The organism is Streptomyces sp. NPDC030995, from assembly GCF_055571215.1.
This window is the reverse complement of record NZ_JBVIFS010000003.1, coordinates 369,969-396,043: the sequence shown is the minus strand read 5'-3', so window position 1 is coordinate 396,043 and position 26,075 is coordinate 369,969. Positions and strand designations below refer to the sequence as shown.

Annotated in this window: 26 protein-coding genes and 1 riboswitch; of the genes, 11 read left to right on the top strand and 15 right to left on the bottom strand. The window is 72.1% G+C overall.

Features of this window, described 5'->3' with window-relative positions:
- Positions 1-37: 37 nt before the first annotated feature.
- From ACZ45T_RS08110 to ribD, 8 genes are all read right to left on the bottom strand, one after another.
- The gene (locus ACZ45T_RS08110; protein ID WP_468438607.1) at positions 38-502 is read right to left on the bottom strand and encodes a PH domain-containing protein; all 465 of its coding nucleotides are present in this window, start codon (positions 500-502) and stop codon (positions 38-40) included.
- 44 nt (positions 503-546) lie between these two features.
- A complete protein-coding gene (gene hisG, locus ACZ45T_RS08105; RefSeq protein WP_468438605.1) occupies positions 547-1,395 on the bottom strand; it encodes an ATP phosphoribosyltransferase in 849 nt (282 codons plus the stop codon).
- 57 nt (positions 1,396-1,452) lie between these two features.
- Complete coding sequence (locus tag ACZ45T_RS08100; RefSeq protein WP_468438603.1) at positions 1,453-1,734, bottom strand: phosphoribosyl-ATP diphosphatase; 282 nt, start codon at positions 1,732-1,734, stop codon at positions 1,453-1,455.
- 35 nt (positions 1,735-1,769) lie between these two features.
- The gene (gene ribH / locus ACZ45T_RS08095; RefSeq protein WP_215031692.1) at positions 1,770-2,255 is read right to left on the bottom strand and encodes a 6,7-dimethyl-8-ribityllumazine synthase; all 486 of its coding nucleotides are present in this window, start codon (positions 2,253-2,255) and stop codon (positions 1,770-1,772) included.
- 71 nt (positions 2,256-2,326) lie between these two features.
- Positions 2,327-3,622 (bottom strand): bifunctional 3,4-dihydroxy-2-butanone-4-phosphate synthase/GTP cyclohydrolase II, encoded by a 1,296-nt coding sequence (locus ACZ45T_RS08090; RefSeq protein WP_468438601.1) that lies wholly within the window; start codon positions 3,620-3,622, stop codon positions 2,327-2,329.
- The gene (locus ACZ45T_RS08085) at positions 3,619-4,263 is read right to left on the bottom strand and encodes a nicotinamide mononucleotide transporter family protein (protein WP_468438754.1); all 645 of its coding nucleotides are present in this window, start codon (positions 4,261-4,263) and stop codon (positions 3,619-3,621) included. The genes ACZ45T_RS08090 and ACZ45T_RS08085 overlap by 4 nt, the downstream gene beginning before the upstream one ends.
- A 5-nt stretch (positions 4,264-4,268) precedes the next feature.
- Complete coding sequence (locus ACZ45T_RS08080) at positions 4,269-4,874, bottom strand: riboflavin synthase (RefSeq protein WP_468438599.1); 606 nt, start codon at positions 4,872-4,874, stop codon at positions 4,269-4,271.
- A complete protein-coding gene (ribD, locus tag ACZ45T_RS08075; protein ID WP_468438597.1) occupies positions 4,875-6,017 on the bottom strand; it encodes a bifunctional diaminohydroxyphosphoribosylaminopyrimidine deaminase/5-amino-6-(5-phosphoribosylamino)uracil reductase RibD in 1,143 nt (380 codons plus the stop codon).
- A 150-nt stretch (positions 6,018-6,167) separates the two neighbouring features.
- Positions 6,168-6,298: riboswitch (FMN riboswitch) on the bottom strand.
- Positions 6,299-6,585: 287 nt separating this feature from the next.
- Here ribD and ACZ45T_RS08070 point away from each other — a divergent pair.
- The 3 genes from ACZ45T_RS08070 to ACZ45T_RS08060 all read left to right on the top strand — a co-directional run bounded on the left by ACZ45T_RS08070 (position 6,586) and on the right by ACZ45T_RS08060 (position 10,728).
- Complete coding sequence (locus tag ACZ45T_RS08070; RefSeq protein ID WP_468438595.1) at positions 6,586-8,934, top strand: chitinase C-terminal domain-containing protein; 2,349 nt, start codon at positions 6,586-6,588, stop codon at positions 8,932-8,934.
- Between the two features lie 86 nt (positions 8,935-9,020).
- A complete protein-coding gene (locus ACZ45T_RS08065; protein WP_468438593.1) occupies positions 9,021-9,920 on the top strand; it encodes an RNA polymerase sigma-70 factor in 900 nt (299 codons plus the stop codon).
- A 55-nt stretch (positions 9,921-9,975) separates the two neighbouring features.
- On the top strand, positions 9,976-10,728 hold the full coding sequence (locus tag ACZ45T_RS08060; RefSeq protein ID WP_468438591.1) for an SDR family oxidoreductase: 753 nt from the start codon (positions 9,976-9,978) through the stop codon (positions 10,726-10,728).
- Between the two features lie 342 nt (positions 10,729-11,070).
- Here ACZ45T_RS08060 and ACZ45T_RS08055 read toward each other — a convergent pair whose 3' ends face one another.
- Positions 11,071-12,174 carry an ROK family transcriptional regulator gene (locus tag ACZ45T_RS08055; RefSeq protein ID WP_468438752.1) on the bottom strand — a complete coding sequence of 368 codons (1,104 nt, stop codon included), beginning with the start codon at positions 12,172-12,174 and terminating at the stop codon, positions 11,071-11,073.
- A gap of 222 nt (positions 12,175-12,396) precedes the next feature.
- Here ACZ45T_RS08055 and ACZ45T_RS08050 point away from each other — a divergent pair, with 222 nt between their 5' ends.
- The 3 genes from ACZ45T_RS08050 to ACZ45T_RS08040 all read left to right on the top strand — a co-directional run bounded on the left by ACZ45T_RS08050 (position 12,397) and on the right by ACZ45T_RS08040 (position 15,853).
- The gene (locus tag ACZ45T_RS08050; protein ID WP_468438589.1) at positions 12,397-13,623 is read left to right on the top strand and encodes an MFS transporter; all 1,227 of its coding nucleotides are present in this window, start codon (positions 12,397-12,399) and stop codon (positions 13,621-13,623) included.
- Positions 13,624-13,717: 94 nt separating this feature from the next.
- Positions 13,718-15,112 carry a uracil-xanthine permease family protein gene (locus ACZ45T_RS08045; protein WP_468438587.1) on the top strand — a complete coding sequence of 465 codons (1,395 nt, stop codon included), beginning with the start codon at positions 13,718-13,720 and terminating at the stop codon, positions 15,110-15,112.
- Between the two features lie 75 nt (positions 15,113-15,187).
- Positions 15,188-15,853, top strand: coding sequence for a DUF5995 family protein (locus ACZ45T_RS08040; RefSeq protein ID WP_468438585.1), 666 nt, complete (start codon positions 15,188-15,190; stop codon positions 15,851-15,853).
- A gap of 89 nt (positions 15,854-15,942) precedes the next feature.
- Here ACZ45T_RS08040 and ACZ45T_RS08035 read toward each other — a convergent pair whose 3' ends face one another.
- From ACZ45T_RS08035 to ACZ45T_RS08020, 4 genes are all read right to left on the bottom strand, one after another.
- The gene (locus tag ACZ45T_RS08035; protein WP_468438583.1) at positions 15,943-17,640 is read right to left on the bottom strand and encodes a flavin monoamine oxidase family protein; all 1,698 of its coding nucleotides are present in this window, start codon (positions 17,638-17,640) and stop codon (positions 15,943-15,945) included.
- Between the two features lie 51 nt (positions 17,641-17,691).
- Positions 17,692-18,510 carry a carbon-nitrogen hydrolase family protein gene (locus tag ACZ45T_RS08030; RefSeq protein ID WP_468438581.1) on the bottom strand — a complete coding sequence of 273 codons (819 nt, stop codon included), beginning with the start codon at positions 18,508-18,510 and terminating at the stop codon, positions 17,692-17,694.
- A gap of 145 nt (positions 18,511-18,655) precedes the next feature.
- Entirely contained in the window at positions 18,656-19,084 is a 429-nt protein-coding gene (locus tag ACZ45T_RS08025) for a hypothetical protein (protein ID WP_468438579.1), read from the bottom strand.
- Positions 19,085-19,178: 94 nt separating this feature from the next.
- A complete protein-coding gene (locus ACZ45T_RS08020) occupies positions 19,179-19,340 on the bottom strand; it encodes a hypothetical protein (protein WP_468438577.1) in 162 nt (53 codons plus the stop codon).
- 181 nt (positions 19,341-19,521) lie between these two features.
- Here ACZ45T_RS08020 and ACZ45T_RS08015 point away from each other — a divergent pair, with 181 nt between their 5' ends.
- Both ACZ45T_RS08015 and ACZ45T_RS08010 read left to right on the top strand, forming a co-directional pair.
- A complete protein-coding gene (locus ACZ45T_RS08015; protein ID WP_468438575.1) occupies positions 19,522-20,238 on the top strand; it encodes a GNAT family N-acetyltransferase in 717 nt (238 codons plus the stop codon).
- A gap of 80 nt (positions 20,239-20,318) precedes the next feature.
- Complete coding sequence (locus ACZ45T_RS08010) at positions 20,319-20,612, top strand: WhiB family transcriptional regulator (protein WP_468438573.1); 294 nt, start codon at positions 20,319-20,321, stop codon at positions 20,610-20,612.
- A gap of 13 nt (positions 20,613-20,625) precedes the next feature.
- Here ACZ45T_RS08010 and ACZ45T_RS08005 read toward each other — a convergent pair whose 3' ends face one another.
- Both ACZ45T_RS08005 and ACZ45T_RS08000 read right to left on the bottom strand, forming a co-directional pair.
- Positions 20,626-21,081 (bottom strand): Lrp/AsnC family transcriptional regulator, encoded by a 456-nt coding sequence (locus ACZ45T_RS08005; protein WP_007262967.1) that lies wholly within the window; start codon positions 21,079-21,081, stop codon positions 20,626-20,628.
- 16 nt (positions 21,082-21,097) lie between these two features.
- Positions 21,098-22,582 carry an amino acid permease gene (locus ACZ45T_RS08000; RefSeq protein ID WP_468438571.1) on the bottom strand — a complete coding sequence of 495 codons (1,485 nt, stop codon included), beginning with the start codon at positions 22,580-22,582 and terminating at the stop codon, positions 21,098-21,100.
- 325 nt (positions 22,583-22,907) lie between these two features.
- Here ACZ45T_RS08000 and ACZ45T_RS07995 point away from each other — a divergent pair, with 325 nt between their 5' ends.
- Genes ACZ45T_RS07995 through ACZ45T_RS07985 form a run of 3 tightly spaced genes read left to right on the top strand, consistent with a single transcriptional unit; the run spans position 22,908 to position 25,959 of the window.
- Positions 22,908-24,059, top strand: coding sequence for an LLM class flavin-dependent oxidoreductase (locus ACZ45T_RS07995; RefSeq protein ID WP_468438569.1), 1,152 nt, complete (start codon positions 22,908-22,910; stop codon positions 24,057-24,059).
- A complete protein-coding gene (locus tag ACZ45T_RS07990) occupies positions 24,056-24,940 on the top strand; it encodes an SDR family NAD(P)-dependent oxidoreductase (protein WP_468438567.1) in 885 nt (294 codons plus the stop codon). The genes ACZ45T_RS07995 and ACZ45T_RS07990 overlap by 4 nt, the downstream gene beginning before the upstream one ends.
- Complete coding sequence (locus ACZ45T_RS07985; RefSeq protein ID WP_468438565.1) at positions 24,937-25,959, top strand: GDSL-type esterase/lipase family protein; 1,023 nt, start codon at positions 24,937-24,939, stop codon at positions 25,957-25,959. The genes ACZ45T_RS07990 and ACZ45T_RS07985 overlap by 4 nt, the downstream gene beginning before the upstream one ends.
- Positions 25,960-26,075: the final 116 nt, after the last annotated feature.

Below are 26,075 nucleotides of genomic sequence, written 5' to 3'. Positions count from 1 at the left end.
CGGCCGCAACGGTACGCAGCGACGAGGTTCGGGGCGATCAGTGGGCGTTTGTACCGGTTCCGCGGGCCTCGGCGAGGGCGCGCAGGGCGCGCGCGTCGCCGATCGCCTGCTGCTTGGCGACGCCCGGCTGGATGCCGAGGGCGGGCAGGCTGGTGCCGTCGCTGAGGTCCAGGAACACCCACGGGTCGCCGGGGCGGAGGTTGACGCGCAGGATCTGCGCCCACTCCAGGCGGCGGGTGGTGGTCAGGTTGACGACGGTGACCCCGGTCTCGTCCGCGACCACCTTGGGGCGGCTGAGCAGGACGAGTACGGAGGTCAGCAGGGTGGCGACGAAGACGAAGCTGATCCGCTCGCCGGGCTGGAGGCGCTCCAGCATCACGGCGATGGTGGTGATGGTGGCGAACATGGCGAGGCCGACGCTCAGCAGGACGACCCGGGTGCGGGTCGGCCGGAAGGTGACCGGCAGGGTGGGCGGTGCGGGCTGGGCGGCGGACTCGGCCATGGTGCTTGGGGTGCCTTCTGCAGTGGTGTCGCGGGCCGGACGGGTCAGAGACGGCAGGCGTGGATCGAGGTGGTGAGGATCGCGCGCGCGCCGAGCTCGTACAGGTCGTCCATGATCCGCTGGGCTTCCTTGGCCGGGACCATGGCGCGGACCGCGACCCAGCCCTCGTTGTGCAGCGGGGAGATGGTCGGCGACTCCAGGCCCGGGGTGAGGGCGACCGCGCGCTCCAGGTGCTCGGCGCGGCAGTCGTAGTCCATCATCACGTAGCTGCGGGCGACCAGGACGCCCTGGAGGCGGCGCAGGAACTGCTGGGCCTGCGGGTCGTCGGCGTCGGCGCCGTTGCGCCGGATGACGACGGCCTCGGACCGCAGGATCGGCTCGCCGATGACCTCCAGGCCCGCGTTGCGCAGGCTGGTGCCGGTCTCGACGACGTCCGCGATGATCTGGGCGACTCCGAGCTGGATGGCGGTCTCGACCGCGCCGTCCAGGTGCACGACGGAGGCGTCGATGCCCTGGTCGGCGAGGTGCTTGGCGACGATTCCCTCGTACGAGGTCGCGATCGTCATCCCGTGGAAGTCCTCGGGGCCCTTCGCCGTGCCGGGCTTGGTGGCGTAGCGGAAGGTGGAGCGCCCGAAGTTCAGCGGCAGGATCTCCTCGGCGTTGGCGCCGGAGTCGAGCAGCAGGTCGCGGCCGGTGATGCCGATGTCGAGCTTGCCCGAGGAGACGTAGATCGCGATGTCCTTGGGGCGGAGGTAGAAGAACTCCACCTCGTTCTCGGGGTCGACGACCACGAGCTCCTTGGACTCCTTGCGCTGGCGGTAGCCGGCCTCATGGAGCATCGCCGACGCCGGTCCGGAGAGTGAACCCTTGTTGGGGACGGCGATGCGCAGCATGGGGCTTCCTTTGGTGCGTGGATTGCGTGATGACGGGCGGGGTGTGCGTGCCTGGGCTCAGAGGTGCGCGTAGACGTCGTCGAGGGAGATCCCGCGCGCCACCATCATCACCTGGACGTGGTAGAGCAGCTGGGAGATCTCCTCGGCGGCGGCTTCCTTGCCCTCGTACTCGGCGGCCATCCAGACCTCGGCGGCCTCCTCGACGACCTTCTTGCCGATGGCATGGACGCCCTTGTGGACGAGCTCGGCGGTGCGGGAGGTGCTGGGGTCGCCTTCGGCGGCCTTGAGCTGGAGCTCGGTGAAGAGTTCTTCGAAGCTCTTGGGAGGTTTGTTCGCCATGATGGTCCTCAGAATACGGGGTTTCCCTACGCCACTCAGCGCCAGGGTTCGCTGACGGTCCGCAGGGTCATGGCGGTGGAGACGGCGGCGGTGACCGCTTCGTGCCCCTTGTCCTCGTTCGACCCTTCGAGCCCGGCGCGGTCCAGCGCCTGCTCGTCGTTGTCGCAGGTCAGTACACCGAAGCCAACGGGGACTCCGGTGTCGATCGACACCTGTACCAGGCCCTGGGTGACGCCCTGGCAGACGTAGTCGAAGTGCGGGGTGCCGCCGCGGATGACCACTCCGAGGGCGACGATGGCATCGTAACCGCGACCGGCCAGTACCTTCGCCACGACCGGGAGCTCGAAGCTGCCGGGGACGCGGAGCACGGTGGGCTCGTCGATGCCGAGCTCGTGCAGGGCCCGCAGGGCGCCGTCGACCAGTCCGTCCATGACCTTCTCGTGCCACTGGGCCGCGATCACGGCGACTCGGAGGTCGCCGCAGTTCTTCACGCTCAGTTCGGGTGCGCCCTTGCCGCTCACAGCTCTGCTCCTGGGGGTTCGTGAAAGTACAGGTGTGTGGATGTGTGGATGTACGGGTGGTGCGTTCGGTCCTACTGGTTGCCGCAGGCGGACGTGGTCACGGCCTCGTCCAGCCAGGGCAGGTCGTGGCCCATCCGGTCCCGCTTGGTGCGCAGGTACCGCAGATTGTGCTCGCCCGCCTCCACCGGCATGGACTCCCGGCTGGTGACCGTGATGCCGTGCCGGACGAGGGCGTCGGACTTCTCCGGGTTGTTGGTCAGCAGCCGGACGCTGTGCACGCCGAGGTCGGCGAGGATCTGCGCGCCGGCCGCGTAGTCGCGGGCGTCGGCGGGCAGGCCCAGCTCCAGGTTGGCGTCGAGGGTGTCGCGGCCTCGCTCTTGGAGCTCGTACGCGCGCAGCTTGGACAGCAGTCCGATGCCGCGGCCCTCGTGGCCGCGCAGGTAGACGACGACCCCGCGGCCCTCGGCCTTGATCCGCTCCATGGAGGCGTGCAGCTGGGGGCCGCAGTCGCAGCGCTGGGAGGCGAAGATGTCACCGGTCAGGCATTCGGAGTGCATCCGGACCAGCACGTCCTCGCCGCCGCCCGCGCCGACGTCGCCGTGGACGAGCGCGACGTGCTCGACGCCGTCGACCGTGGAGCGGTAGCCGTACGCCGTGAAATCACCGAAGGCGGTCGGCAGACTGACCTCGGCCTCGCGGCGCACGGTGGGCTCGGCGGAGCGGCGGTAGGCGATCAGGTCCTCGATGGAGATGATCGTCAGGCCGTGCTTGCGGGCGAAGGGGATCAGCTCGGGCAGGCGCAGCATGACGCCGTCCTCGCCGGCGATCTCCACGATGGCGCCGGCCGGGCGCAGGCCCGCGAGGCGGGCGAGGTCGACGGCGGCCTCGGTGTGGCCGTTGCGGACCAGGACGCCGCCGGGCTTGGCGCGCAGCGGGAAGATGTGGCCGGGGCGGACGAAGTCGCCGGGCTCGGCGCCCCCGTGGGCGAGCAGGCGCAGGGTGGTGGCCCGGTCGGCGGCGGAGATGCCGGTGGTGACGCCGTGGACGGCGCTCGCGTCGACGGAGACGGTGAAGGCCGTCTGCATCGACTCGGTGTTGTGCTGGACCATCTGCGGGAGTTCGAGCCGGTCCAGCTCGGGGCCCTCCATGGGGGCGCAGATCAGGCCGCGGCACTCGCTCATCATGAAGGCGATGATCTCGGGGGTGGCCTTCTCGGCGGCGATGACGAGGTCGCCCTCGTTCTCGCGGTCCTCGTCGTCGACGACGACGATCGGACGGCCCGCCGCGATGTCGCGGATGGCCTGCTCGACGGGGTCGAGGCGGAAGGTCTCTTCGGGGACGTCGGGCACGGGCTTGAGGCTGGTCATGCCGTTGCTCCTTCCAGGGCCGGGGCGGGGGTGGTGCGCGAGCGGAGCCACCAGTCGCGCAGGCCCCACAGGACGAGCGCGCCGTAGATGACGTAGACGAAGCCGGAGAACGCGTAGCCGTTGGCGAAGTTCAGGGGCACGCCGACGAGGTCGACGAGGAGCCAGGCGAACCAGAACTCGACCATGCCGCGCGACTGGGCGTACATGGCGACGATCGTGCCGACGAAGATGTAGGCGTCGGGCCAGGGGTCCCACGACAGCGCCGGGTAGGCGGTGAAGAGCAGGGCGACCGCGACGGTACCGAGGGCGGCGGCGCCCACGAGGACACCGCGCTCGCGCCAGCTGGCGAAGCGGACGGCGATCGTGCCGTCCTGGGCCTGCCGCCGGCCCCGGCTCCACTGCGCCCAGCCCCAGGCCGCGACGAGCATGACGACGACCTGCTTGCCGGCGCTGCCGGACAGGTGACCGGCGGCGAAGGCCACGAAGAGGATGACGCCCGAGAGGAACTGGGCGGGCCAGGTCCATATGGAGCGCCGCCAGCCGAGGGCGAGGGCGATCAGACCGATCGTGTTGCCGATCATGTCGGACCACTTGATGTGCTGGTCGAAGGCGGTGAACGCCTCGGAGTTCAGCCAGTTCAGGGCGCTCACTGTCCGGCCTCCCGGTTCGCGCCGAGCAGGCGCTCGACGTACTTGGCGAGGACGTCGACCTCCAGGTTGACCGGGTCGCCGCTCTGCTTGATGCCGAGGGTGGTCAGCGCGAGGGTGGTGGGGATGAGGCTGATGGTGAACCAGTCGGCGGCGGCCTCGACCACGGTGAGGCTGACGCCGTCGACCGTGATGGAGCCCTTCTCGACGACGTAGCGCGAGAGGTTCGCGGGGAGGGCGATCTTGACGATCTCCCAGTGCTCCGAGGGGGTCCGGGAGAGGATCTCGCCGGTGCCGTCCACGTGCCCCTGGACCAGGTGGCCGCCGAGCCGGCCGCCGAGGGCCATCGGGCGCTCCAGGTTGACCCGGGAGCCCTTGGTCAGGGCGCCGAGGCTGGAGCGGTTGAGGGTCTCCTGCATGACGTCGGCGGTGAACTCGCCCTCGGCGGTCTCCACGACGGTCAGGCAGACGCCGTTGACGGCGATGGAATCGCCGTGCTTGGCGCCCTCGGTGACGAGGGGGCCGCGCAGCCGGAAGCGGGAGGCTTCCTCGAGCTGCTCGACGGCGGTGACCTCACCCAGTTCTTCGACGATTCCGGTGAACACTCAGTGCTCCTTGGTGGCGGGGACGGTGATGGTGGCGGGGACTGCGGTGATGCGGAGATCGGGGCCGATGCGGACGGCCTCGGTGATGTCGAGGCGCACCGCATGGGAGATGTTCTTGATGCCGGCGTCGGCGAGGGCGGCCGGGCCCGCGCCGAGGAGTGCCGGGGCGAGGTAGCCGATGACGCGGTCGACGGCTCCGCCTTCGAGGAAGGCGCCCGCCAGAGTGGGTCCGCCTTCCAGGAACAGGGAGCGCACACCGCGGGCGTACAGCCGGTCGAGCAGGTCGTGCACACCGATGCGGCCGCCGCGCAGGGGCAGTCGGAGCAGCTCGACGCCGGGCAGGTGCCGGGTGTCGGCGTCCTCGCCGACGACGATCAGGGTCGGCGCCGCGTCGTCGAGGATGCGGGCGGTCGGCAGGATCGTGGCGTGCGTGTCGAGGGCGATCCGCAGCGGCTGGGTCGCGCCCTCGATGCCGCGGACGGCGAGGTGCGGGTCGTCCTGGCGCAGCGTCCCGCCGCCGACGAGGACGGCGTCGCACTCGGCGCGCAGCCGGTGGACGTCGGCCCGGGACTCGGCGGAGCTGATCCAGCGGCTGCTGCCGTCCGCGGCGGCGCTGCGGCCGTCGAGGGTGGCGGCGTACTTCCAGGTGACGTACGGGCGGCCGAGGCGTACGGAGGTCAGCCAGGCGGCGTTGCCCGCCTCGGCCTCGTCCGCGAGCAGCCCGGACTCCGCGGTGAGCCCGGCGGCGCGCAGGGTGGCGCCGCCGCCGGTGGCCTGCGGGTTCGGGTCGGAGACGGCGTAGACCACGCGGGTGATCCCGGCCTGGATGAGCGCCTGTGCGCAGGGTCCCGTACGGCCGGTGTGGTTGCAGGGTTCGAGGGTGACGTAGGCGGTGCCGCCGCGGGCGGCGGCGCCTGCTGCGCGCAGGGCGTGGACCTCGGCGTGCGGGCCGCCGGCCCGCTGGTGCCAGCCCTCGCCGACGACCGTGCCCGCGGCGTCGGTGATGACGCAGCCGACGACCGGGTTGGGACTGGTGGAGCCGAGTCCGCGGGCGGCGAGCTCGATGGCTCGGCTCATGGCGCGGGTGTCCGCGTCGGGTGCTGCGTGCGCGGCGTGTGTCGCCACCGGGTCCTCCTGCCTCATCGGGCACGGACTCCGGGGCCTGTCGGGATACGACAGATGAAGCGGTACAGCTCACAGGGGGACGCCGAGGCCGGAAAAACGGTCCGCTCGGACATATCCACAGGGATATGCCGATGAACCGCCGACGGCGGCGTACCGGTGACTGGCCCGCCGCGCACTGCCTCCCATCCGGACTTTAACCGTCGGTCCAGGAATCTCACCTGGTCAACCGGCCGCTGGCTGCGGACGGGTCGCGGACTATAACCGCCGGTTCGGAATTACACCGACCCCGGAGTGCGCTGCTACTGGTACTGAAGCCAGTCTGCCACGGGTGATCGGCGGCCACGCGAGTGATGCGGTGTGGCCTGGCTCACAGCGGGGGTACCCCGGGGCGGGTTTTGTCAAGTGGGTCGAGGCTGGTCCAGACCTATTGACGGGTTGGTCTAGTCCTCTTAACGTTCCCTTCATCTTCCCGGGAACAGCCCGTCAGATGTGCGCACGTCACGGGCCAACAAGAGCCACCGCCATCCCAGTTGCTTCACGTTGTGCCCTGTCGTGTCCTGCCATCCTCCCCTCCCCAGGAGGCACCATGCTGTCCCCCACACGTACGAGAGTGATGCTCCTGGCATCCGGCGCCGCAATCGCCGGACTGCTGGTGGGCGGGCTCTCGGCGGGCGTCTCGCACGCGGCCGACCACGAGGGCTGTCGCCCCGACGGGCTCTACAAGACGGCCGGCGTCGACGTCCCGTACTGCTCGGTGTACGACTCCGAAGGCCGCGAGAAGATGGGCGCCGACCACCAGCGTCGCGTCATCGGATACTTCACCGGCTGGCGCACCGGCAAGGACGGCACCCCCGCCTACCTCGCCAACAACATCCCGTGGTCCAAGGTCACCCACCTGAACTACGCCTTCGCCCACGTGGGCGCCGACAACAAGATCTCGGTCGGCTCGGACAACGCGAACAACGCCGCCACCGGGATGACCTGGCCGGGGGTCGCGGGCGCCGAGATGGACCCGGCCCTCCCGTACAAGGGCCACTTCAACCAGCTGACGAAGTTCAAGAAGCAGTACCCGAACGTCAAGACCCTGATCTCCGTCGGCGGCTGGGCGGAGACCGGCGGCTACTTCGGCGACGACGGCAACCGGGTCGCCTCCGGCGGCTTCTACTCCATGGCCACCAACGCCGACGGCTCCGTCAACCAGGCCGGCATCGACACCTTCGCCGACTCCTCGGTCGAGTTCATCCGCAAGTACGGGTTCAACGGCGTCGACATCGACTACGAGTACCCCACCACCATGAAGGACGCGGGCAACCCGCTGGACTGGCAGCTGTCCAACGCCCGCCGCGCCGGCCTGGTCCAGGGCTACGCGGCCCTGATGAAGTCCCTGCGCGAGAAGCTCGACCGCGCGGGCGCCGCCGACGGCAAGCACTACCTGCTCTCCGTCGCCGCCCCCTCCTCCGGCTACCTGCTGCGGGGCATGGAGACGTTCCAGATGCAGAAGTACCTGGACTACGTCAACGTCATGTCCTACGACCTGCACGGCGCCTGGAACGAGTACGTCGGCCCCAACGCCTCGCTGTTCGACGACGGCAAGGACGGCGAACTGGCCGCCGCCGGCGTCTACTCCACCTCCCAGTACGGCGGCGTCGGCTACCTCAACACCGACTGGGCCTACCACTACTTCCGCGGCTCGATGCCGGCAGGCCGCATCAACATCGGCCTGCCCTACTACACCCGCGGCTTCAAGAACGTGCAGGGCGGCACCGACGGCCTGTGGGGCAAAGCCCCCGCGACCACCTGCCCGGCCGGCGCGGGCCTGACCAAGTGCGGTGACGGCGCGGTCGGCATCGACAACCTGTGGCACGACAAGGACACCAACGGGGTCGAGTCCCCGGCGGGCTCCAACCCGATGTGGCACGCCAAGAACCTGGAGAAGGGGGTCGTCGGCGACTACGTCACCAAGTACGGATTCCCGGCGAACACCACCCTGACCGGCACGTACGTCCGCAAGTACGACTCCACCCTGGTGGCGCCGTGGCTGTGGAACGCCCAGAAGAAGGTCTTCCTCTCGACGGAGGACGAGCAGTCGGTGGGCGCCAAGGCCGACTACGTGGTGAACAAGGGCATCGGCGGCACGATGGTCTGGGAGCTCGCGGGCGACTACGCGTACAACGCGGCCAAGGGCCAGTACGAGATGGGCGACACGCTCACCGACACCATGTACCAGAAGTTCAAGTCGGCCTCCCCGTACGGCGCGAAGAAGGCAGGCTCGGCCCTGCCCACCCAGGCCGTGGACATCAAGACGGAGTTCACCGAGTTCAAGCTGGGCGACTCCAACTACCCGCTCACCCCGAAGCTCAAGATCACCAACAACACGCACAGCACGCTGCCCGGCGGCACCGAGTTCCGCTTCGACTACGGCACCTCGGCCCCGAACAACGCCTCGGACCAGTCCGGTTTCGGCACGACGGTGATCAGCAGCGGCCACACCGGCAACAACGTCGGCGGCCTCAAGGGGGACTTCCAGCGGGTCTCCCTGAAGCTCCCGGCCTGGCAGACGCTGGCCCCGGGCGCCTCGGTCGACCTGGCGTTCAACTACTACCTGCCGGTGTCCACGCCCTCCAACTGGACGGTGACCATCTCGGGCACCACCTACGCCCTCGCCGGGGACCTGGCGCGCGGCACCACGGTGGTGGAGCCGGGCGGCCCGACGACCCCGCCGACCACCACTCCCCCGACCACCACCCCGCCGACGACGACGCCTCCGACCGGCGGCACGTGCTCCAGCCCGGCCTACGTCGCGGGCACCATCTACAACAGCGGCAACCTCGTCTCCCACAAGGGCCACACCTGGAAGGCCCAGTGGTGGACGCAGAACGAGGAGCCCGGCACCACCGGCGAGTGGGGCGTCTGGAAGGACCAGGGCGCCTGCTGACAACGGACGGCTGACGACGGACGGATGGAAAGGTGAGGACCCGGTGGCCCGGCGGCCACCGGGTCCTCTCCTCGTAGGCTGGACCGGTGAGTACACACGTCACCGCATCCGTCGCGGACTTCGAGGAACACCGGCCCCGGATGTTCGGCATCGCCTACCGCATGCTCGGCTCCGCCGCGGAGGCCGAGGACACCGTGCAGGAGGCGTACCTGCGCTGGGCGTCGGCGGACCGCGCGGACATCGGGCACCCGGGGGCCTGGCTCGCCAAGGTCGTCACGAATCTGTGCCTCAACACCCTCACCTCGGCGCGGGTCCGGCGTGAGCAGTACGTGGGTCCCTGGCTCCCGGAGCCGGTCCTCACCGGGGACGGGACGCTCGGGCCGCTGGAGTCGGCGGAGCAGCGGGACAGCGTGTCCATGGCCCTGCTGGTGCTGCTGGAGCAGCTCACGCCGACGGAGCGGGCGGTGTACGTGCTGCGCGAGGCCTTCGGGTACGGCCACCGGGAGATCGCCCAGGTCCTGGACCTCTCCGAGGCCAACTGCCGCCAGCTCTACCGGCGGGCGGCCGCACGGGTGACGGCGGACCGGGCGGACACGCCGGAGCCGCGCTTCGACCCGGATCCCGAGCGGTGGCAGAGCCTGGTGGAGACCTTCCTGACGGCGGCGCGCGGCGGGGACCTGGCCCTCCTGGAGGGCCTGCTGACGGCGGACGTGCGGTACGTCGGGGACGGCGGCGGAGTGGTCAGCTCGGCGCTGCGGCCGGTCCTGGGCCGCGACAAGGTCGCCCGTTTCGCGATCGGCATCTTCGCGAAGTACGCGGCGGGCCTGCCGGTCACCGTCGCGGAGGTCAACGGGGCGCCCGCGCTGCTCTTCGGCGAGGTGGCGGTCCTCTGCGTGGAATTCGAGGACGGGCTGGTCAGCGCCCTGCACACGGTCGTCAATCCGGAGAAGCTGGAATTCCTCTCGCGGCAGCTGTCACATTCCTGAGGGCCGTCCGGTCTTCCGCTGGTGAAGGAACGTTCCCGGCGAAGGGCAGGACCCCATGAGCACCATCCTCGTCACCGGAGGCACCGGAACCCTCGGGGCGCTCGTCGTCACCCGGCTGCGGGAGCGGGGCCACGAGGTCCGCGTACTGAGCCGGCACTCGCCGGACCACCCGGTCGACCTGCGGGACGGCCGCGGGCTGGACGCGGCGATGGCGGGCGCCGAGGTCGTCGTGCACTGCGCGAGCAACACGCGCAGCGCGGGCAAGGGCGACGAGGTGGCCACCGGTCACCTGATCGCGGCGGCCCGCCGGGCGGGGACCGTACGGAACGTCGTCTACATCTCGATCGTCGGGGTGGACGTGGTCCCGCTCGGCTACTACAAGACGAAGCTGAAGGTGGAGCGGCTGCTGGAGGAGTCCGGGCTGGGCGTGACGATCCTGCGGACGACGCAGTTCCACGACCTCGTGGCGCAGGTGGTGCAGACGGCGGCGAAGCTGCCGCTCGTCGCCCCGCTGCCGAACGGGGTACGGGTGCAGCCGATCGCGGTCGACGAGGTCGCGGAGCGCATCGCGGAGCTGGCGGTCCCGACCCCGTCGGGCCGGGTCCCGGACATGGGCGGCCCGGAGATCCGCACCCTGTCCGACCTGGCCCGCACCTACCTCACGGCGACGGGCCGGCGCCGCCGCGTCGTCCCCCTGCCGCTGGCGGGCAAGGCGTACGCGGGCTTCAGGCGCGGCGGCAACCTGACCCCGTCGCATGCGGTGGGGCGGGTGACGTTCGCGGAATTCCTGGCGCGCCGGAACCTCTGACCCGCGGGTCGCGACGGTGTGTACCGCCGCACGGGCGCCCGCCCGCCGGCCCAGACGGGGTCGGGTGTGTGCCGGGGCGTCCCCGCAGGGCGTCGAACGCAACCACCCCGCAGGCTCCGACCCCCCGCACGTTCGGCGCCCGAGGAGACGCCCCGGCGCGCGCCCGGCCCCGTCTGGGCCGGCCCGCCCCGCCCCCTCCCGCTGGACCCGGCGCGGCTCCGCCACATCCAGCCCGGCCTGCGAGGCGCGGGGTCCGGGCCAGCGCCCCGAGAAACCCGGGCTCCACCGGGCACCGGGCTCCGCCCGGACCCTCCCCCAGCCTTCGCCCGGGGGGACCCCCACTCAAACGCCGACGGGGCCGGATGTGGCGAACAGCACCGCCTGCGCCGCCTCCCGCGCGGCCAGGCGCGCGCCCGCCAGGACCGCCGGGTCGCCCAGGGCCGTGGCGCGGACCTCCGTCGGGACGGGGGTCAGTTCGGCCAGGCGGCGGGCGACCCGGGCCGCCAGGGCCGGGCCGCCCGCGCGCCCGAGTTCGCCCGCCAGGACCACGCAGCCCGGGTCCAGGATCGCCGCGGCGGCCGCCGCGCCCAGCGCGAGCCTCTCGGCCAGGGCTTCGAGGAAGGCCTCGCCCGCGGCCCCGGCCACGGCCTCTTCCACCGGGCCCGCGAAGCCGTGGTCGCGCGCCAGGGCCGTCACGGCCTCCCGGCCCGCCAGCGCGTGGAACCCGCCCCCGCAGTCGGCGGCCGAGGGCAGGCCGCCGGTGCCCGGCACCGGGAGGAAGCCGATCTCGCCCGCCCCGCCGGAGGCGCCCCGGCGCAGCCGGCCGTCCAGAACCACGGCCGCGCCCACGCCCGCGCCGAGCCACAGCAGTACGAACGAGTCCAGGTCGCGGGCGACGCCCAGGCGCTGCTCGGCGAGGGCGGCCAGGTTGGTCTCGTTCTCGACCACCACCACGGCGGGCAGGCTCCGCTGGAGGGCGCCCACCAGCTCCCGGTGCCAGGCGGGCAGTCCGCTGGTGTCGCGGAGTTCGCCGGTGGCGGGGGCGACCAGGCCCGGGGCGCCGACGACCACGGTGTGCAGTGCGCCGGCCCCGGCCCGGCGGGCGGTGTCCAGGAGGGCCGCCACCGCGTCCTCCGGGGCGCCGACGGGCAGGGCGGCCTCGGCCAGGGGGTGGCCGAGCAGGTCGGTGACGACGGCGGTGACCCGGTCGGTCCGTACGTCCAGGGCGGCCAGGTGGGCGCGGCCGGCGACGATCCCGTACAGCTTGGCGTTGGGGCCGCGCCGCTGTTCGCCGGACTCCCCGACGACCTCGATCAGGCCGGCCTCGGTGAGCCGGTCGACGAGGTCGGCGACCGAGGGCCGGGAGAGGCCGGTCATGGCCTTGAGCTGGGTGGCCGTCAGCGGACCGGACTCCTGGAGGAGTTGCAGGGCGAGCCGGTCGTTGATGGCGCGGGCCGTGCTCGGCGAGGCGGGGGACGGCGGGGCGGCGGACGGCGGGGCGGCGGACGGCGACGGCGACGGCGACGGCGACGGGGACGGGGACGGGGACGGGGACGGGGACGGGAGCGGCGACGGGGACGTCACCGGGGTGAGGGCTGGGGTCACGGCGCCCATCCTAGGGAGTCGGGGCATCATCTATCAGGCAGGCTCCCTGATAGTTTATCTCCCATGACCGGGGACACCGACCTCAGCCCGGCGCGCCTGCGCCATGCCCGTTTCGCCATCGCCGCCGTCTTCTGCGCCCACGGCGCCGTGACCGGCTCCTTCGCCACGCGCATCCCCTGGATCCAGGACCACGCCCAGCTCGGCGCGGGCACCCTCGGGCTCGCCCTCGCCTTCCCCGCCCTGGGCGCGGCGCTCGCGATGCCGCTGGCCGGGCGGATCAACCACCGGTTCGGCGCCCGCACCGCGCTGCGGGCGCTGCTGTCGATGTGGACCCTCTCCCTGATCCTCCCGAGCTTCGCCCCGAACCTGCCCACCCTCTGCTTCGCGCTCTTCGTCTACGGAGCCACCTCCGGCATGTCGGACGTGGCGATGAACGCGCTCGGCGTGGAGACCGAGAACCGGCTGGGCCGCTCGGTCATGTCCTCGCTGCACGGCATGTGGAGCGTGGGCGCCCTGCTCGGCTCGGCCGCCGGCACGGTCGCCGCGCACACCGGGGCCGACGCCCGCCTGCACCACCTGATCGCCGCGCTCGCCCTCACCGCGGCCGGGCTGGTCGCCGTACGGGGGGTACTGGACCTGAGGAGCGACCAGGAGGCGCAGGCTCCGCCGCACTTCGCGCTGCCGCCGAAGTCCGCCCTGCTCATCGGCGCCATCGGCTTCTGCGCGGTCTTCGCCGAGGGGGCGAGCCTGGACTGGTCGGCCGTCTACCTGCGGGACGTCCTGGACACGGACGCCGGCCTGGCGGCCGCCTCCACCACCGCCTTCGCGCTCACCATGGCCGTCGCCCGGCTCGCCGGCGACCGGGTGGTGGACCGGTTCGGGGCGGTGCGCACGGTCCGCGCGGGCGGCGTACTGGCCACCGCGGGCGGGCTGCTCGTGGTCACGGCCGGGCACCCGGCGGCGGCGCTGGCCGGCTTCGGGATGATCGGGCTCGGCATCGCGGTGGTGGTCCCGCTGGCCTTCGCGGCCGCGGCGCGCAGCGGGCCGTCCCCGGCGCAGGCCATCGCCGGCGTCGCGACGATCACGTACACCTCGGGTCTGATCGCGCCGTCGGCGATCGGCGCGGTGGCCGACGCGACCTCGCTGGTGGTGTCCTTCGGCCTGGTCACCCTGCTGGCCTTCGCGCTGATCGCGGGCGCCGCCGTGCTGCGGCAGGGGCCGCCGGTGGGGCAGGCTACCGGGAAGGCGGGCCCGTCGGACCTGGACGAACCTGCCGATATCCGGCCGTAACATATCGACTGGCCGCAGCGGCATCCCTGGCGCTGCGGCCTCGATGTGTGATCCGCCGGAGCTGTGGTCATCCGGAGAAGAAGAGGAGTGGAACATGCGCCTCGGCGTGGGCTGGACCCTGCACGGAGACGGGCGGACTCCCGCCCCCGGCGCGGTGGTGCGGCCGGACGAGCGGCTGTCGTGGCCGCGGACCGCGGGGCTGGGAGCCCAGCACGTCGTGGCGATGTTCGGCGCCAGTTTCGTCGCTCCGGTCCTGATGGGCCTGGACCCGAACCTGGCCATCATGATGTCCGGCATCGCGACGGTGATCTTCCTCCTCGCGACGCGCGGCCGGGTCCCGTCCTACCTGGGCTGCTCGCTGTCCTTCGTCGGTGTCGCGGCGGCCATCCGGGCCTCGGGCGGGGACAGCGCGGTCGTCACCGGCGCCGTCTTCGTCGTCGGCGCGGCGCTGTTCGCCTCCGGGCTCGCCGTCCAGCGTTTCGGCGCCCGCATCATCCACGCGGCGATGCCGCCGGTGGTGACGGGCGCGGTGGTGATGCTGATCGGCTTCAACCTGGCGCCGGTGACGGCGAGCACGTACTTCCCGCAGGACCAGTGGACGGCGCTGCTGGTCATGCTGTTCACGGGGCTGGCCGTGGTCTGCCTGCGCGGCTTCTGGTCGCGCATCGCGATCTTCCTCGGGCTGCTCTTCGGGTACGGGCTCTCCTGGGTGCTCGACCGCGTCTTCGGCAAGATCCACTCCCCGATGGGCGGAGCCTCGGCCGTGGACCACTGGCGGCTCGACCTCTCCGGGGTCTCCGAGGCCGACTGGATCGGACTGCCGTCCTTCCACGCCCCCGCCTTCGAGTGGCCGGCGATCCTGATCGCCCTGCCCGTGGTCATCGCACTGATCGCCGAGAACGCCGGGCACATCAAGGCCGTCGGCGAGATGACCGGCGACTCCCTCGACGACAAGCTGGGCACGGCCATCGCGGCCGACGGCGCCGCGTCCATGCTGTCCACGGCGGTCGGCGGCCCGCCCAACACCACGTACTCCGAGAACATCGGCGTCATGGCTGCCACCCGGGTCTACTCGACGGCGGCGTACTGGGCGGCGGCCGGCTTTGCGCTGCTCTTCGGGCTCTGCCCCAAGTTCGGCGCGGTCGTCGCCGCGATCCCGGGCGGGGTGCTCGGCGGCATCACCGTGATCCTGTACGGGATGATCGGCCTGCTCGGCGCCCAGATCTGGATCAACGGCCGGGTGGATCTGCGCAATCCGCTGAACCTGGTGCCGGCCGCGGCGGGCATCATCATCGGCGTCGGCGGCGTCAAGCTGCAGATCACCGACAGCTTCGAACTCGGCGGCATCGCGCTGGGCACGATCGTGGTGATCACGGGCTACCACGCGCTGCGGTTCTTCGCCCCCGCGCACCTGAAGCAGCAGGAGCCGCTGCTCGACTCGGGGACCTCCGCCTACGACGACACGGCCACCGGGGACAAGCGGGGTTGACGCGGCTTCGCCCGAACCGGGGAAGCGTACGGCCAAGTTCCCCGGATCGGCGGCGGCGCCTGCGACTCTGCCCCCATGGAAGCGGTGCTGGCGCGGATGCGCGCCCTGGACGAGCGGCTCCCGCCGCAGGACGGTGTCGCCGTCTTCAACCGGGTCTACCTGACGGTGACGGAGACCCTGTACGAGCGCATCTCCCACGGGGGTTTCCCCGCGCCCCGCAGGGCAGCCGTGCTGAGCGCGCGCTTCGCGGAGCAGTACCTGACGGCGGTGGAGGCGGACCGGCCTCCGGCCTGCTGGCGCCCGCTGCTCCAGTACCGCCGCCACCCGGGGGTGCGTCCGCTCCAGCACGCGCTGGCCGGCATCAACGCGCACATCGGCCACGACCTGGCGCTGGCGGTGGTGGCCACCTGCCATGCCCTGGACTGTGAACCACGGGCCCTGGAGGCGGACTTCGACCGGGTCGGCGACACCCTGGTCGCCCTGGAGGAGCACATCCGCGAGGACCTGATGCCGGGTCCGGACCTGCTGGAGATCGCCGACCCGCTGACCCACTTACTCGGCTCGTGGAGCCTGGACCGCGCCCGCTCGGGTGCCTGGGCGGCGGCCCGGCTGCTCTGGACCCTGCGCCGCTCCCCCGACCTGGCGGAGGAGTTCACGCAGTCCCTCGACTCGGGCGTCGGCCTGGTGGGCCGCTGCCTGCTGACCCCCGTCCGGGCGGCGTCGGCCGCCCGCCTCCGGTGACCCTTCGGCGCCGGGCATGAGAACGGGCCGCCTCCGCGCTGCTCGCGCGGGGGCGGCCCGTGGCCTGGGGAACCTGGGGACCCTGGGGACTAGTCCTCGGGGAGTTCGACCGGGGCGATGTCGTCGTAGGCGTCGCCCGGGCCCGGGTTGGTGGCGTCCGTGGAGCCGCCGAGGTGGTGCATGACGCCCCAGACGGCGTTCAGGGCGGTCTGGACCGCGCCCTCGGCCCAGCCGGCCGTCCAGGAGATGTCGTCGCCCGCGAGGAAGATGCCGCGCTTGTCCTCGGGGAGGCGGTCCTGCATGAAGTGGGTGAACAGGCGGCGCTGGTAGCGGTAGTGGCCGGGGAGGTTGGCCTTGAACGCGCCCATGAAGTAGGGCTCGTTCTCCCAGGACACGGTCACCGGGTTGCCGATGATGTGGCGGCGGATGTCGACCTTCGGGTAGATCTCGCCGAGGGACTTCAGCATGACCTCCATCCGCTCGTTCGCGGACAGCGGCAGCCACTTCAGGCTGTCGTCGCACCACGTGTACGAGAGGCAGATCACGGCGGGCTTGTCCGGGCCGTTGTCCAGCAGGTACGTGCCGCGGGTCATGCGGTCCGTGAGGGTCATCGACATGACGTCGCGGCCCGTCTCCTCGTCCTTGTCGAGCCAGAACGGCCGGTCGACGGGGATGAAGAGCTTGCTGGACTCCATGTAGTGGGTGCGCTCGATCGCCGTCCAGTGGTCGATCGGGAACAGCGTGTCGTCGCACTCGATCTTGGACAGGAGCATCCAGGACTGGGCGGTGAAGATCGCGGCGCGGTAGGTACGGATGTCGCCGGCGGCGTCCGTGACCGTGATGCGGTTGCCGGCCGTGCGGTGCAGACGGGTCACCGCCGGGCGCGGGGTGCCGTCGTGGAGGGAGGAGAGGGACGTGCCCTGGGCCCAGTGGACGATCTTCTCGGGCTCGCGCTCCCACAGGCGCAGCGGGAGCTGCTGCGAGCCGCCCACGATGCCGCGGTGGTGGTCGTCGGCCTCGGTGTAGACGACGCGCAGGATCTCCAGGATGGAGTTCGGGAAGTCGGTGTCCCAGCCGCCCGTGCCGAAGCCGACCTGCCCGAAGATCTCGCGCTTGCGGAAGGACTGGAAGGCCTCGGACTTGCAGAGGAACCCGTAGAAGGTCTCGTCGTCGAGCTTCTCGACGAGCTTCGCCCAGATCTCGCGGATGCGCGGGACGTCCCGCTCGCGCATCGCGGTGTTCATGTCGGAGAAGTCGGCGCCCTCGTCCAGGCAGGCGTTCCACGCGGCGGCGACGTCGCGGTAGACCTGCGGGAGGTCGGCGATGGTCTCGGCGTAGTGGGTCTCGCCCTTGAGGTCCACGACCGTCGAGGGGGTGGCCTCGGCCAGCGGGTTCGGGAAGGGCTCCGTGACCAGGCCGACGAGGTCGATGTAGTGCTGGAGGGCCGTGGAGGACGGCGGGAAGCGCATGGCGCCCATCTCCGCGGTCAGCTCCTCGGTGCCGGCGCCCTCGAAGCCGACGGTGCGCAGCCGGCCGCCGATCTGGTCGGCTTCGTAGACGACGGGCTTGAGGCCCATCTTCATCAGCTCGTACGCCGAGATGATGCCGGACAGACCGCCGCCGATGATGGCGACCTCGGTGCCGAGCTCGGTCGCGGGTATCTGGCCCAGGCCCGCCGGGTGGGCCAGGAAGTCGTCGTACGCGTACGGGAAGTCCGGGCCGAACATGGTGATCGGCGGCTGTCCGTCGCTGTGCGGAACGGCGGTGGTGGGCACCGTGGACGTCATGGGGGTACGTCTCCTTGCGGCCTTGCGGCAGAGCTGGGGAAAGAAGAGGGCTTAGACGAGGGAGGCGTAGAGCCCGGGGCGGCGATCGCGCAGGTAGGGATTGGTCTCGCGGGATGCCGCCAGCAGCTCGGGGTCGGCCTCGCCGAACACCAGCTCCTCGCCGCGGCCGGCCCGGGTCCGGGTGACCCCGTCGGGGCTCGCCAGGCAGCTGAGTCCGACGAACTCGAACTCGCCTTCCGGGCCGGTGCGGTTGACGTACGCGATGTACATCTGGTTCTCGAAGGCCCGTACGGGGACGAGCTGTTCGGCCACGAACTGGAACGGGTGCATCTGCGCGGTCGGCACCAGGAGGAGGTCGGTGCCGGCGAGCGCGTGCGCCCGGACGTTCTCGGGGAACTCCACGTCGTAGCAGATCATGATGCCGATGCGGAGGCCGCCGAGGTCCGCCTGGACGACGGGGGTGTCGCCGGGGGTGAAGGCGTCCTGTTCGAAGCAGCCGAAGAGGTGGGTCTTGCGGTAGTTCGCGAGCCGGACCCCGTCGGGGCCGATCAGCTGCGCCGCGTTGAACACCACGGTGCCCGCGTCGCCCGCCTCGCCCGCCCGCTCGGGGTAGCCGTAGAGGACGGCGACCCCGTGGCGGCGGGCGATCTCGCCGATGGCGACGGCGGACGGGCCGTCGGCCGGTTCGGCGAGGCCGGGGATGTCCTGGAGGTCCAGCGCGTAGCCGGTCAGGAACATCTCCGAGGTCACGAGGAGCCCCGCCCCGCTCTGTGCGGCGCGCGCCGCAGCCTCGTCGAGCGCCTTGAGGTTCTCGGCGGTGTCGCCGAGCACTCCGGAGCTCTGGAGGAGGGCGGTGCGCAGCGGGGGCATGGGCGGTCCTCTGTGACGGGTGGGGTGGGGGTCGTAAAACGGTACGTTTGCGGACTCGACCCGGACAAGCCGTGACCGTTGCGCTCCGCGCATCGATTCGTTGCGTGTTCGACGGCCTGTACGGAGATTCGTTGCGCGGGCACCGTTACGGACCCTGGTGGACCCCCGGCGGCTCCTCCTGGGGACCCGTGTGGAAGGCCGGGTGCGCGCCCAGGAAGCGCAGGTCGTCGAGGATGTCGGGGGTGTGGTCGGAGACCACGCGGCCGCTCCAGGTGTCGACGAGCGCCGGGACGGTCAGCGTGCCGTCGAAGTGGTGGCCGGTGGCCTCGTAGGCCAGGCGCAGCGCGCTGTACCCGTCCGCCTGTGGGTCCGCGCCGAGGACGGTGGCGGTGACGGAACCCTCCAGGCCCAGCAGGGCGAGGGCGGCGCGCACGCGCAGGGAGCGCGGACAGCCTGCGGAGAGGTAGAGGTGGTAGCGGTGCGGGACCGGGGAGAACCCGGCCCCGATGCGGCCGCGCAGGGCGGGGGCCGGGCCGGTGCGGGGCAGGGGCAGGGGCAGGACGGTGCGCGACATGACTCTCCTGGGGCTGCGCGGAGGGGCCTGGGCAGGACGGTGCCCCGGGCGACGCGGTGCGCGCCCGGTCCGGGTCACTCGCCTGTGAGAGGGGTCAGCCGCGCGGGCCGAATGCGCTGCACACCCGCAGGAGGTCGATGTGCAGGCGCCGGGTGAGCCACCAGCGCCGTGGGGTCCGGGCGATACGGGTGCTCCTGGCGATACGGGTGTTCCGGGTGATCCGGGTCCCCGCGTCCGCCGTCAAGGCCGTGTCCACTGGTTCCCCACCCCCGTCCCGTCCCCGCCCCGCCCCGCCCTGTCCTCGGCCTCCCGCCTCGCGGTGGTTAGGCTTCCCGCTGCGGGCTCTGTCCGTCATGGCCGTCCCCCGCAGTCTCGTGGCGGCGCCCGGGGCCGTCAAGAAGGCGGTCGCGCCCACCCTCGGAAGGAGTCCCGCACCCATGTCCCCCGAGACCGGAACGCTGTCCGGCAGCGAGGTACTCGACAATCCGGTCTGGTCCGCGCTGACCGGCCCCCATCGCGGATTCGCCGAGTTCGGGCCCGCGGGCCTGGCCGGCCGCTACGCCGAGGACGCGGCCCCCTTCTCCGCGCTCGCCGATCCGGAGGATCCCCGGGCATGGGCGGATCTGGCCGCGCTGGCCGGGCCCGGGGAGGGGGTCTGGGTGACGGGGCTGCTGACCGCGCCGCCGGGGTGGGAGACCGTGGTGACCCTGCCGGGCGTGCAGCTGGACGGCCGGGCGGTACGGGCCGAGGCCGCGCCGGAGGCGGTCCCGCTGGGCCGCGGTGACGTACGGGAGATGCTGGAGCTGGTCGAGCTGACCAAGCCGGGCCCGTTCCTGGACCGGACGGTCGAGCTGGGCACGTACCTCGGGATCCGCCGCGAAGGCCGGCTCGTGGCGATGGCCGGGGAGCGGATGCGGCCGGGCGGCTGGTCGGAGATCAGCGCGGTGTGCACCCACCCCGACCACCGCGGCCGGGGCCTGGCCGGCCGGCTGATACGCGCGGTCGCGGCGGCGGTCCGCGAGCGCGGGGACAGCCCGTTCCTGCACGCGGCGGCGTCGAACACGGGCGCCGTCCGGCTCTACGAGTCGATGGGCTTCACCCTGCGCCGCAGCCCGGTCTTCCTGGGCCTGCGCACACCGGCCCAGGGAGCCTGATCCGGAGGCTGCCGGCCACGGCGGGGTTTCACGGGGCGTCCAGCGGTCAGACGCGGGACAACCCACGGAAAGGAACTGCCATGACCGACGTCTCCTACCTGCCCGGCGCCGCGCACCACTTCTGGCAGTGGCAGTCCCGGGCCGCCTGCCGGGACCTGGGGTCCGGCCGCTTCTTCCATCCCGCCGGTGAGCGGGGCGAGGACCGGGAGGAGCGGGACGCCGCCGCCAAGCGGGTGTGCGGGGGCTGCCCGGTCCGGACGGCCTGCCTGGAGCACGCGCTGCGCACCCGCGAGCGGTTCGGCGTCTGGGGCGGCCTGACGGAGGAGGAGCGCCACGAGCTCCTCGCCCCGGCGCGCCTCGCGGCCCGGACCTGATCCACCGGAAACCCTAGGCCGGGGCTCCCGAGGTGAAGCGGCGGAGCAGCGGGGAGAGGACGAGGACCGACTTGGTGCGTTCCACGAAGGGCTCGCCCGCGATGCGCTCCAGGACCCGCTCGAAGTGCCGCATGTCGGAGGCGAAGACCTGGACGAGGGCGTCCGCGTCGCCGGTGACGGTCGACGCGGACACCACCTCGGGGTAGCGCTCCAGTCCTCGCCGGATGTCGTCCGGCGAGGTGTTGTGGCGACAGTAGATCTCGATGAAGCCCTCGGTCTCCCAGCCCATGGCGGCGGGGTCCACGCGGACGGTGAAGCCGGTGATGGCGCCTTCGGCGCGCAGCCGGTCCACGCGCCGTTTCACGGCGGGGGCGGAGAGCCCGACCTCGGAGCCGATGTCCGCGTAGGAGCGGCGGGCGTCCTCGGCGAGGGCGTGCACGATGCGTTCGTCGAGATCGTTCAGTCGCACGGGGGGTGGATCACTTCTATTCAGCGGCCTCCGCGACCAAGGCGGTCACGGCGGCCACAGTGGCCAGGCTGGAGCGGCGCATGCCGTAGAAGAAGTAGATCACGAGCCCGACCGCCATCCAGCCACCGAAGACCAGCCAGGTCGCCATCGGCAGCCTCACCATCAGGACCGCGCAGAGGATGAAGCCCAGGATCGGGGTGACCGGGAAGAGGGCGACCTTGAAGGTGCGGTTCATGTCGGGGCGGGTGTAGCGCAGGATGACGACGGCCACGTTGACCAGGCCGAAGGCGAAGAGCGTGCCGATGCTGGTGGCGTTGGCCAGCTCACCCAGCGGGATGAACGCGGCGAGGAGACCACAGAAGAGGCAGACGATGATCGTGTTGACCTTCGGCGTGCCGGTCTTCGCGTCGACCTTGGCGAAGGCCTTCGGCATCAGGCCGTCGCGGGACATCGCGAACAGGATGCGGGTCTGGCCGTAGAGCACGGCGAAGACGACGCTGGCGATGGCGACGACCGCGCCGGCGGCGAGGATGACGCTCCAGAAGGCGTGTCCGGTGACGTTCTCCATGATCTGGGCCAGCGCTGCCTCGCTGCCCTCGAACTCCTGCCACGGCATGGCGCCGACGGCGACCAGGGCGACCAGGCAGTACAGCGCAGTGACGATCAGCAGCGAGAGCATGATCGCGCGGGGCAGGTCCCTCTTCGGGTTCTTGGCTTCCTCACCGGCGGTGGAGGCGGCGTCGAAACCGATGTACGAGAAGAAGAGCATGGAGGCCGCGGTGCCGATGGCGGTGACGCCGAGCGGGGCCAGAGGGGTGTAGTTGCCGGCCTTGATGCCCATGAAGCCGATGACGCAGAAGAGCACCAGCGTGACGATCTTTACGGCGACCATGATCGAGTTGATCCGGGCGCTCTCCTTGGACCCGCGCAGCAGGAACACCATGCAGAGCAGGACGACGACCAGAGCGGGCATGTTGATGTAGCCGCCCTCGCCCAGCGGGGCGGAGAAGCCCTCGGGAATCGTGAGGCCGAGCGTGCCGTCGAGCAGCTCGTTGAGGTACTGGCCCCAGCCGACGGCGACGGCCGCGACCGAGACGCCGTACTCCAGGACCAGGCACCAGCCGCAGACCCAGGCTACGAGCTCGCCCATGGTGGCGTAGGCGTACGAGTACGAGGAGCCCGAGACGGGTATGGAGCCCGCCAGCTCGGCGTAGGAGAGCGCGGAGAACAGCGCGGTCAGGCCCGCGAGGATGAACGCGACGAAGACGGCCGGGCCGGCGATCGGGGTGGCTTCGCCGAGGACGACGAAGATGCCCGTGCCCAGGGTCGCGCCGATGCTGATCATGGTCAGCTGCCACATGGTGAGCGAGCGCTTCAGCGCCCCGCCCTCACCCTGGCCGCCCTCGGCGACCAGCTGCTCCACCGGCTTGCGGCGGAGCAGCGGGTTGAGGGGCCTACGGGACTCGGAAGCGAGCGGCGGCGCCTGGCCGTGGTCGAGCACGAGGGGACTCCTTGTCACTGCGGATCGGGGAGGTCGGGGATGAGGCGTCGACCGCGACGGTCCGGAGCAGGACAGGGCCCGACGAAGGAAGGGCCTGAGCATGGCGGACCGCCGAGCAGGCGATCCGCGCCACTCCACGTACAGCGAGTGAGCCTACGAGCTGAGTGATACCGCCCGTAATGCACCATCCTTGCACATTGACGCACGATCGTTGCGCGGATCTGTCCCAGATGGTCCTTTGTTGCGTGCGGATGATCGATCGCTGCGCAGCCCGCCGAAAACCCTCGTTCTTGACACTTCGTCAGATCTGCCGCAGCGTGCCGTCATGGATCTGGATGTGCTCTACGAGATCGACGTACCGAGGCCCTGGCCCGGGGCCCATCCGCGCGGCCAGCGGACCGCCGAGCAGCGCGCCTACCGCGAGGCCGTCGAGCAGATCAGGCTCGCCGACCGGATGGGGTTCCGCACCGTCTGGGCGGTCGAGCACCACTTCCGCGAGGGCCGCTCCCACTGTCCGGCCCCCGAGGTGCTGCTCGGCCACCTCGCGGGGCTGACCGTGGGGGTCCCCCCGGACGAAGTCTGGGGGAGGATCCGGCTCGGCTTCGGCGTGACCCTGACCCCCTTCGGCTTCACCCCGCCGCAGCGCATCGCGGAGAAGGTGGCCACCGTGGACGTGCTCTCCGGGGGCCGGGTGGAATGGGGCACCGGACGCTCCACTCCCATGGAGCAGGCGGCCTTCGGGGTGGACCGGGAGCGCTCGCGCGAGGACTGGCGCGAGGCGATCGGGATCGTCACCGGCATGTGGCGGGAGGAGTACTTCGAGTACGCCTCCGAGCGGTTCCGCTTCCCGCGCCGGATGGTCACCCCCAAGCCCGTGCAGGATCCGCACCCGCCCGCCTGGATGGCGGCCACCTCCCCGGGCTCGGCGGAGGTGGCCGGGGCCGCCGGCCTCGGGCTGCTCTCGTTCTCGATCATGCAGCCGCTGGAGGCGATGGCCCGGCAGGTGGCGGCGTACCGGGCGGCGGCCCGCGAGCCCCGGCCGCTCACCGACGTCACGACGGACCGGGTCAGCGCGTACACCCTCGTCCACGCGACCGCGCCGCGCGCGCAGCCGAGCGCCCGGGTGTGGGACTCGGTGGCCTGGTGGTACTCGAACCTGGCGCGCTTCACCCTGGAGTGGGAACTGCCGCACCTGGCGGCCGAGGAGCGGGAGCGGGCCTTCCCGCTGCTGGACCCGATCCTCCAAGGGGACGTTCCCGTACGGGAGTTCAGCGACGGGGACATGATCCTGATCGGCGACGCCGAGACCATCGTCGCCAAGGCCAAGCGGTACGCGGACCTCGGCGTGGACCAGCTGATCTGCTACGTGCAGTGGGGGTACCTGGAGCACCAGGAGATCCTGCGGACGATCGAGATCCTGGGCAAGGAGGTCATTCCGGAACTGGCCCGGTACCGGCCCGGGACGGCCGCCCCGTGAGCGCCCCGGCCGAGGCCGCCGACTCCCCCGCAGAGTCCGTCGACTCCCCCACCGGGCCCCTCGACTCCCCCGCCGAGCCCCTCGACGCCTCCCCCGTGCCCGACTACGCCGCCCTGCACCGCCTCGACGGCCGGGGCCTGGTCCTCCTCGGCGCGGGCCACGGCATCGGCCGGCAGACCGCCCACGCGCTCGCCGCCGCCGGCGCCCGGGTGCTGTGCGTGGACGTCGACGAGGAGCGGGCCGCGGCCGTCGCCGCCGAGACCGGGGGCGTCCCGTACAGCTGCGACGTGACCCGCCGCGCGCCCGTGCGCACCCTGTTCGAGGAAGCGCCGAAGCTGCTCGGCGGCCCGGTGGGCGGGGTCGTCGACATCGTCGGCATGGCCCGGTACGCGGGGCTGCCCGAGCTGGACGACGCCGGCTGGGACTGGCACTTCGACGTCGTCCTGCGGCACGCCTGGCTCGCCGTCCAGTACGGCGGCGAGGCCGTCGCCGCGGCCGGTGGCGGCCCGCTGGTCTTCGTGGCCTCCGTCTCCGGGCTGACCGCGGCCCCGCTGCACGCCGCGTACGGGGCCGCCAAAGCCGCCCTGATGGCACTGGTGCGCTCGGCGGCGGTGGAACTGGGCCCGCGCCGGGTACGAGTGAACGCGGTGGCACCGGGCGTGGTGTGGACCCCGCGGGTCGCCGCCCTGCTGGGTCCCGAGGGGCGGCGTCGCAACGCGCAGAACGCCCCGCTGGGCCGGGTCGCCGAGACCGCGGACATCGCGGCGGCCCTGTACTTCCTGGCTTCGCCGCTGTCCTCTTACGTGACGGGGCAGACGCTGGTGGTGGACGGCGGGGTCGGCGTGAAGTTCCCGTATCCGACGATCGGAGGCGAAGAGTGAGCGCCGACAGCGCCTACAGCACCGATGCGCAGTGGCAGGATCCGCTGCCCTTCCTGCGCGGGGTCGCCTGGCTGGACAAGGGGCGCCCGGTGCGGGCCGACCCGGCGGACACCATGCGGCTGCCGTGGGACACCGGCGAGCGGTCCACCCTGCCCATCGGGGTCCGCCTGGAGTTCACCACCGAGACCGCGCGGGCGGTGGAGATCCGCTACCGGGCGACCGTGCCCGGCCCCACCGACGCCCTGCGCGACCTCGCCCACGGCTTCGCGCTGTGGGACCGGCACGGGGTGGTCACCGAGGTGTTCACCGACCCGGCCGCGGAGGCCGTCGTACGGATCGGCCTGGGCGGCGGCACCGGCCCGTTCACCATCCACCCGCCCGAGGCCCAGGCCCCGCTGGTCCTCGCGCTGCGCGGGATCGGCGGCCCGCTCGCCCCGGGGCCGCCCGCCCCGCGGTGGGTGGTGCACGGCGACTCCATCACGGAGGGCTGGTGGTCCACCCGCCCCGCGCACGGCTGGCCCGCGGTCACCGGCCGGGCGCTCGGCTGGGACACCGTCAACCTCGGCTACGCGGGCGCCGCACGCGGCGAACTCACCACCGCCGAACACCTCGCGGGCCTGCCCGCCGACGTCCTCACGCTCGCCTTCGGCACCAACTGCTGGTCCCGGGTGCCCTTCTCGGCGCCCCTGCTGTACGAGACCACGCGCGCGTTCCTCGAACTGGTCCGGCAGGGGCACCCGCGGACCCCGCTGCTGCTGGTCTCGCCCGTCCTGCGGCCCGACGCCGAGCGCACCCCGAACAAGCTCGGCGCCACCCTGGGCGCCCTGCGCGACGCGATGGAGCGCGCCACCCGGGAGCGGATCGCCGCCGGGGACGACCGGCTGGCCCTGCTCCCGGGCCGGGACCTGCTCGGTCCCGAGCACCTGGCGGACGGGCTGCACCCCAACGACAGCGGACACCAGGTTCTCGGCCTCGCTGTGGCCACGGCTCTGCGGCGCGCCGGGTTCGATGCGGACTGAGTGAAACAGCCCACACCGTCCGAAGTGAACAGATCTCTCCCACCACGGCGTGTCCTGGGCAGAGTTGACGCCGCCAGGGCGGCGGACGCGACGAACACCACACGTGGGAGAGATCA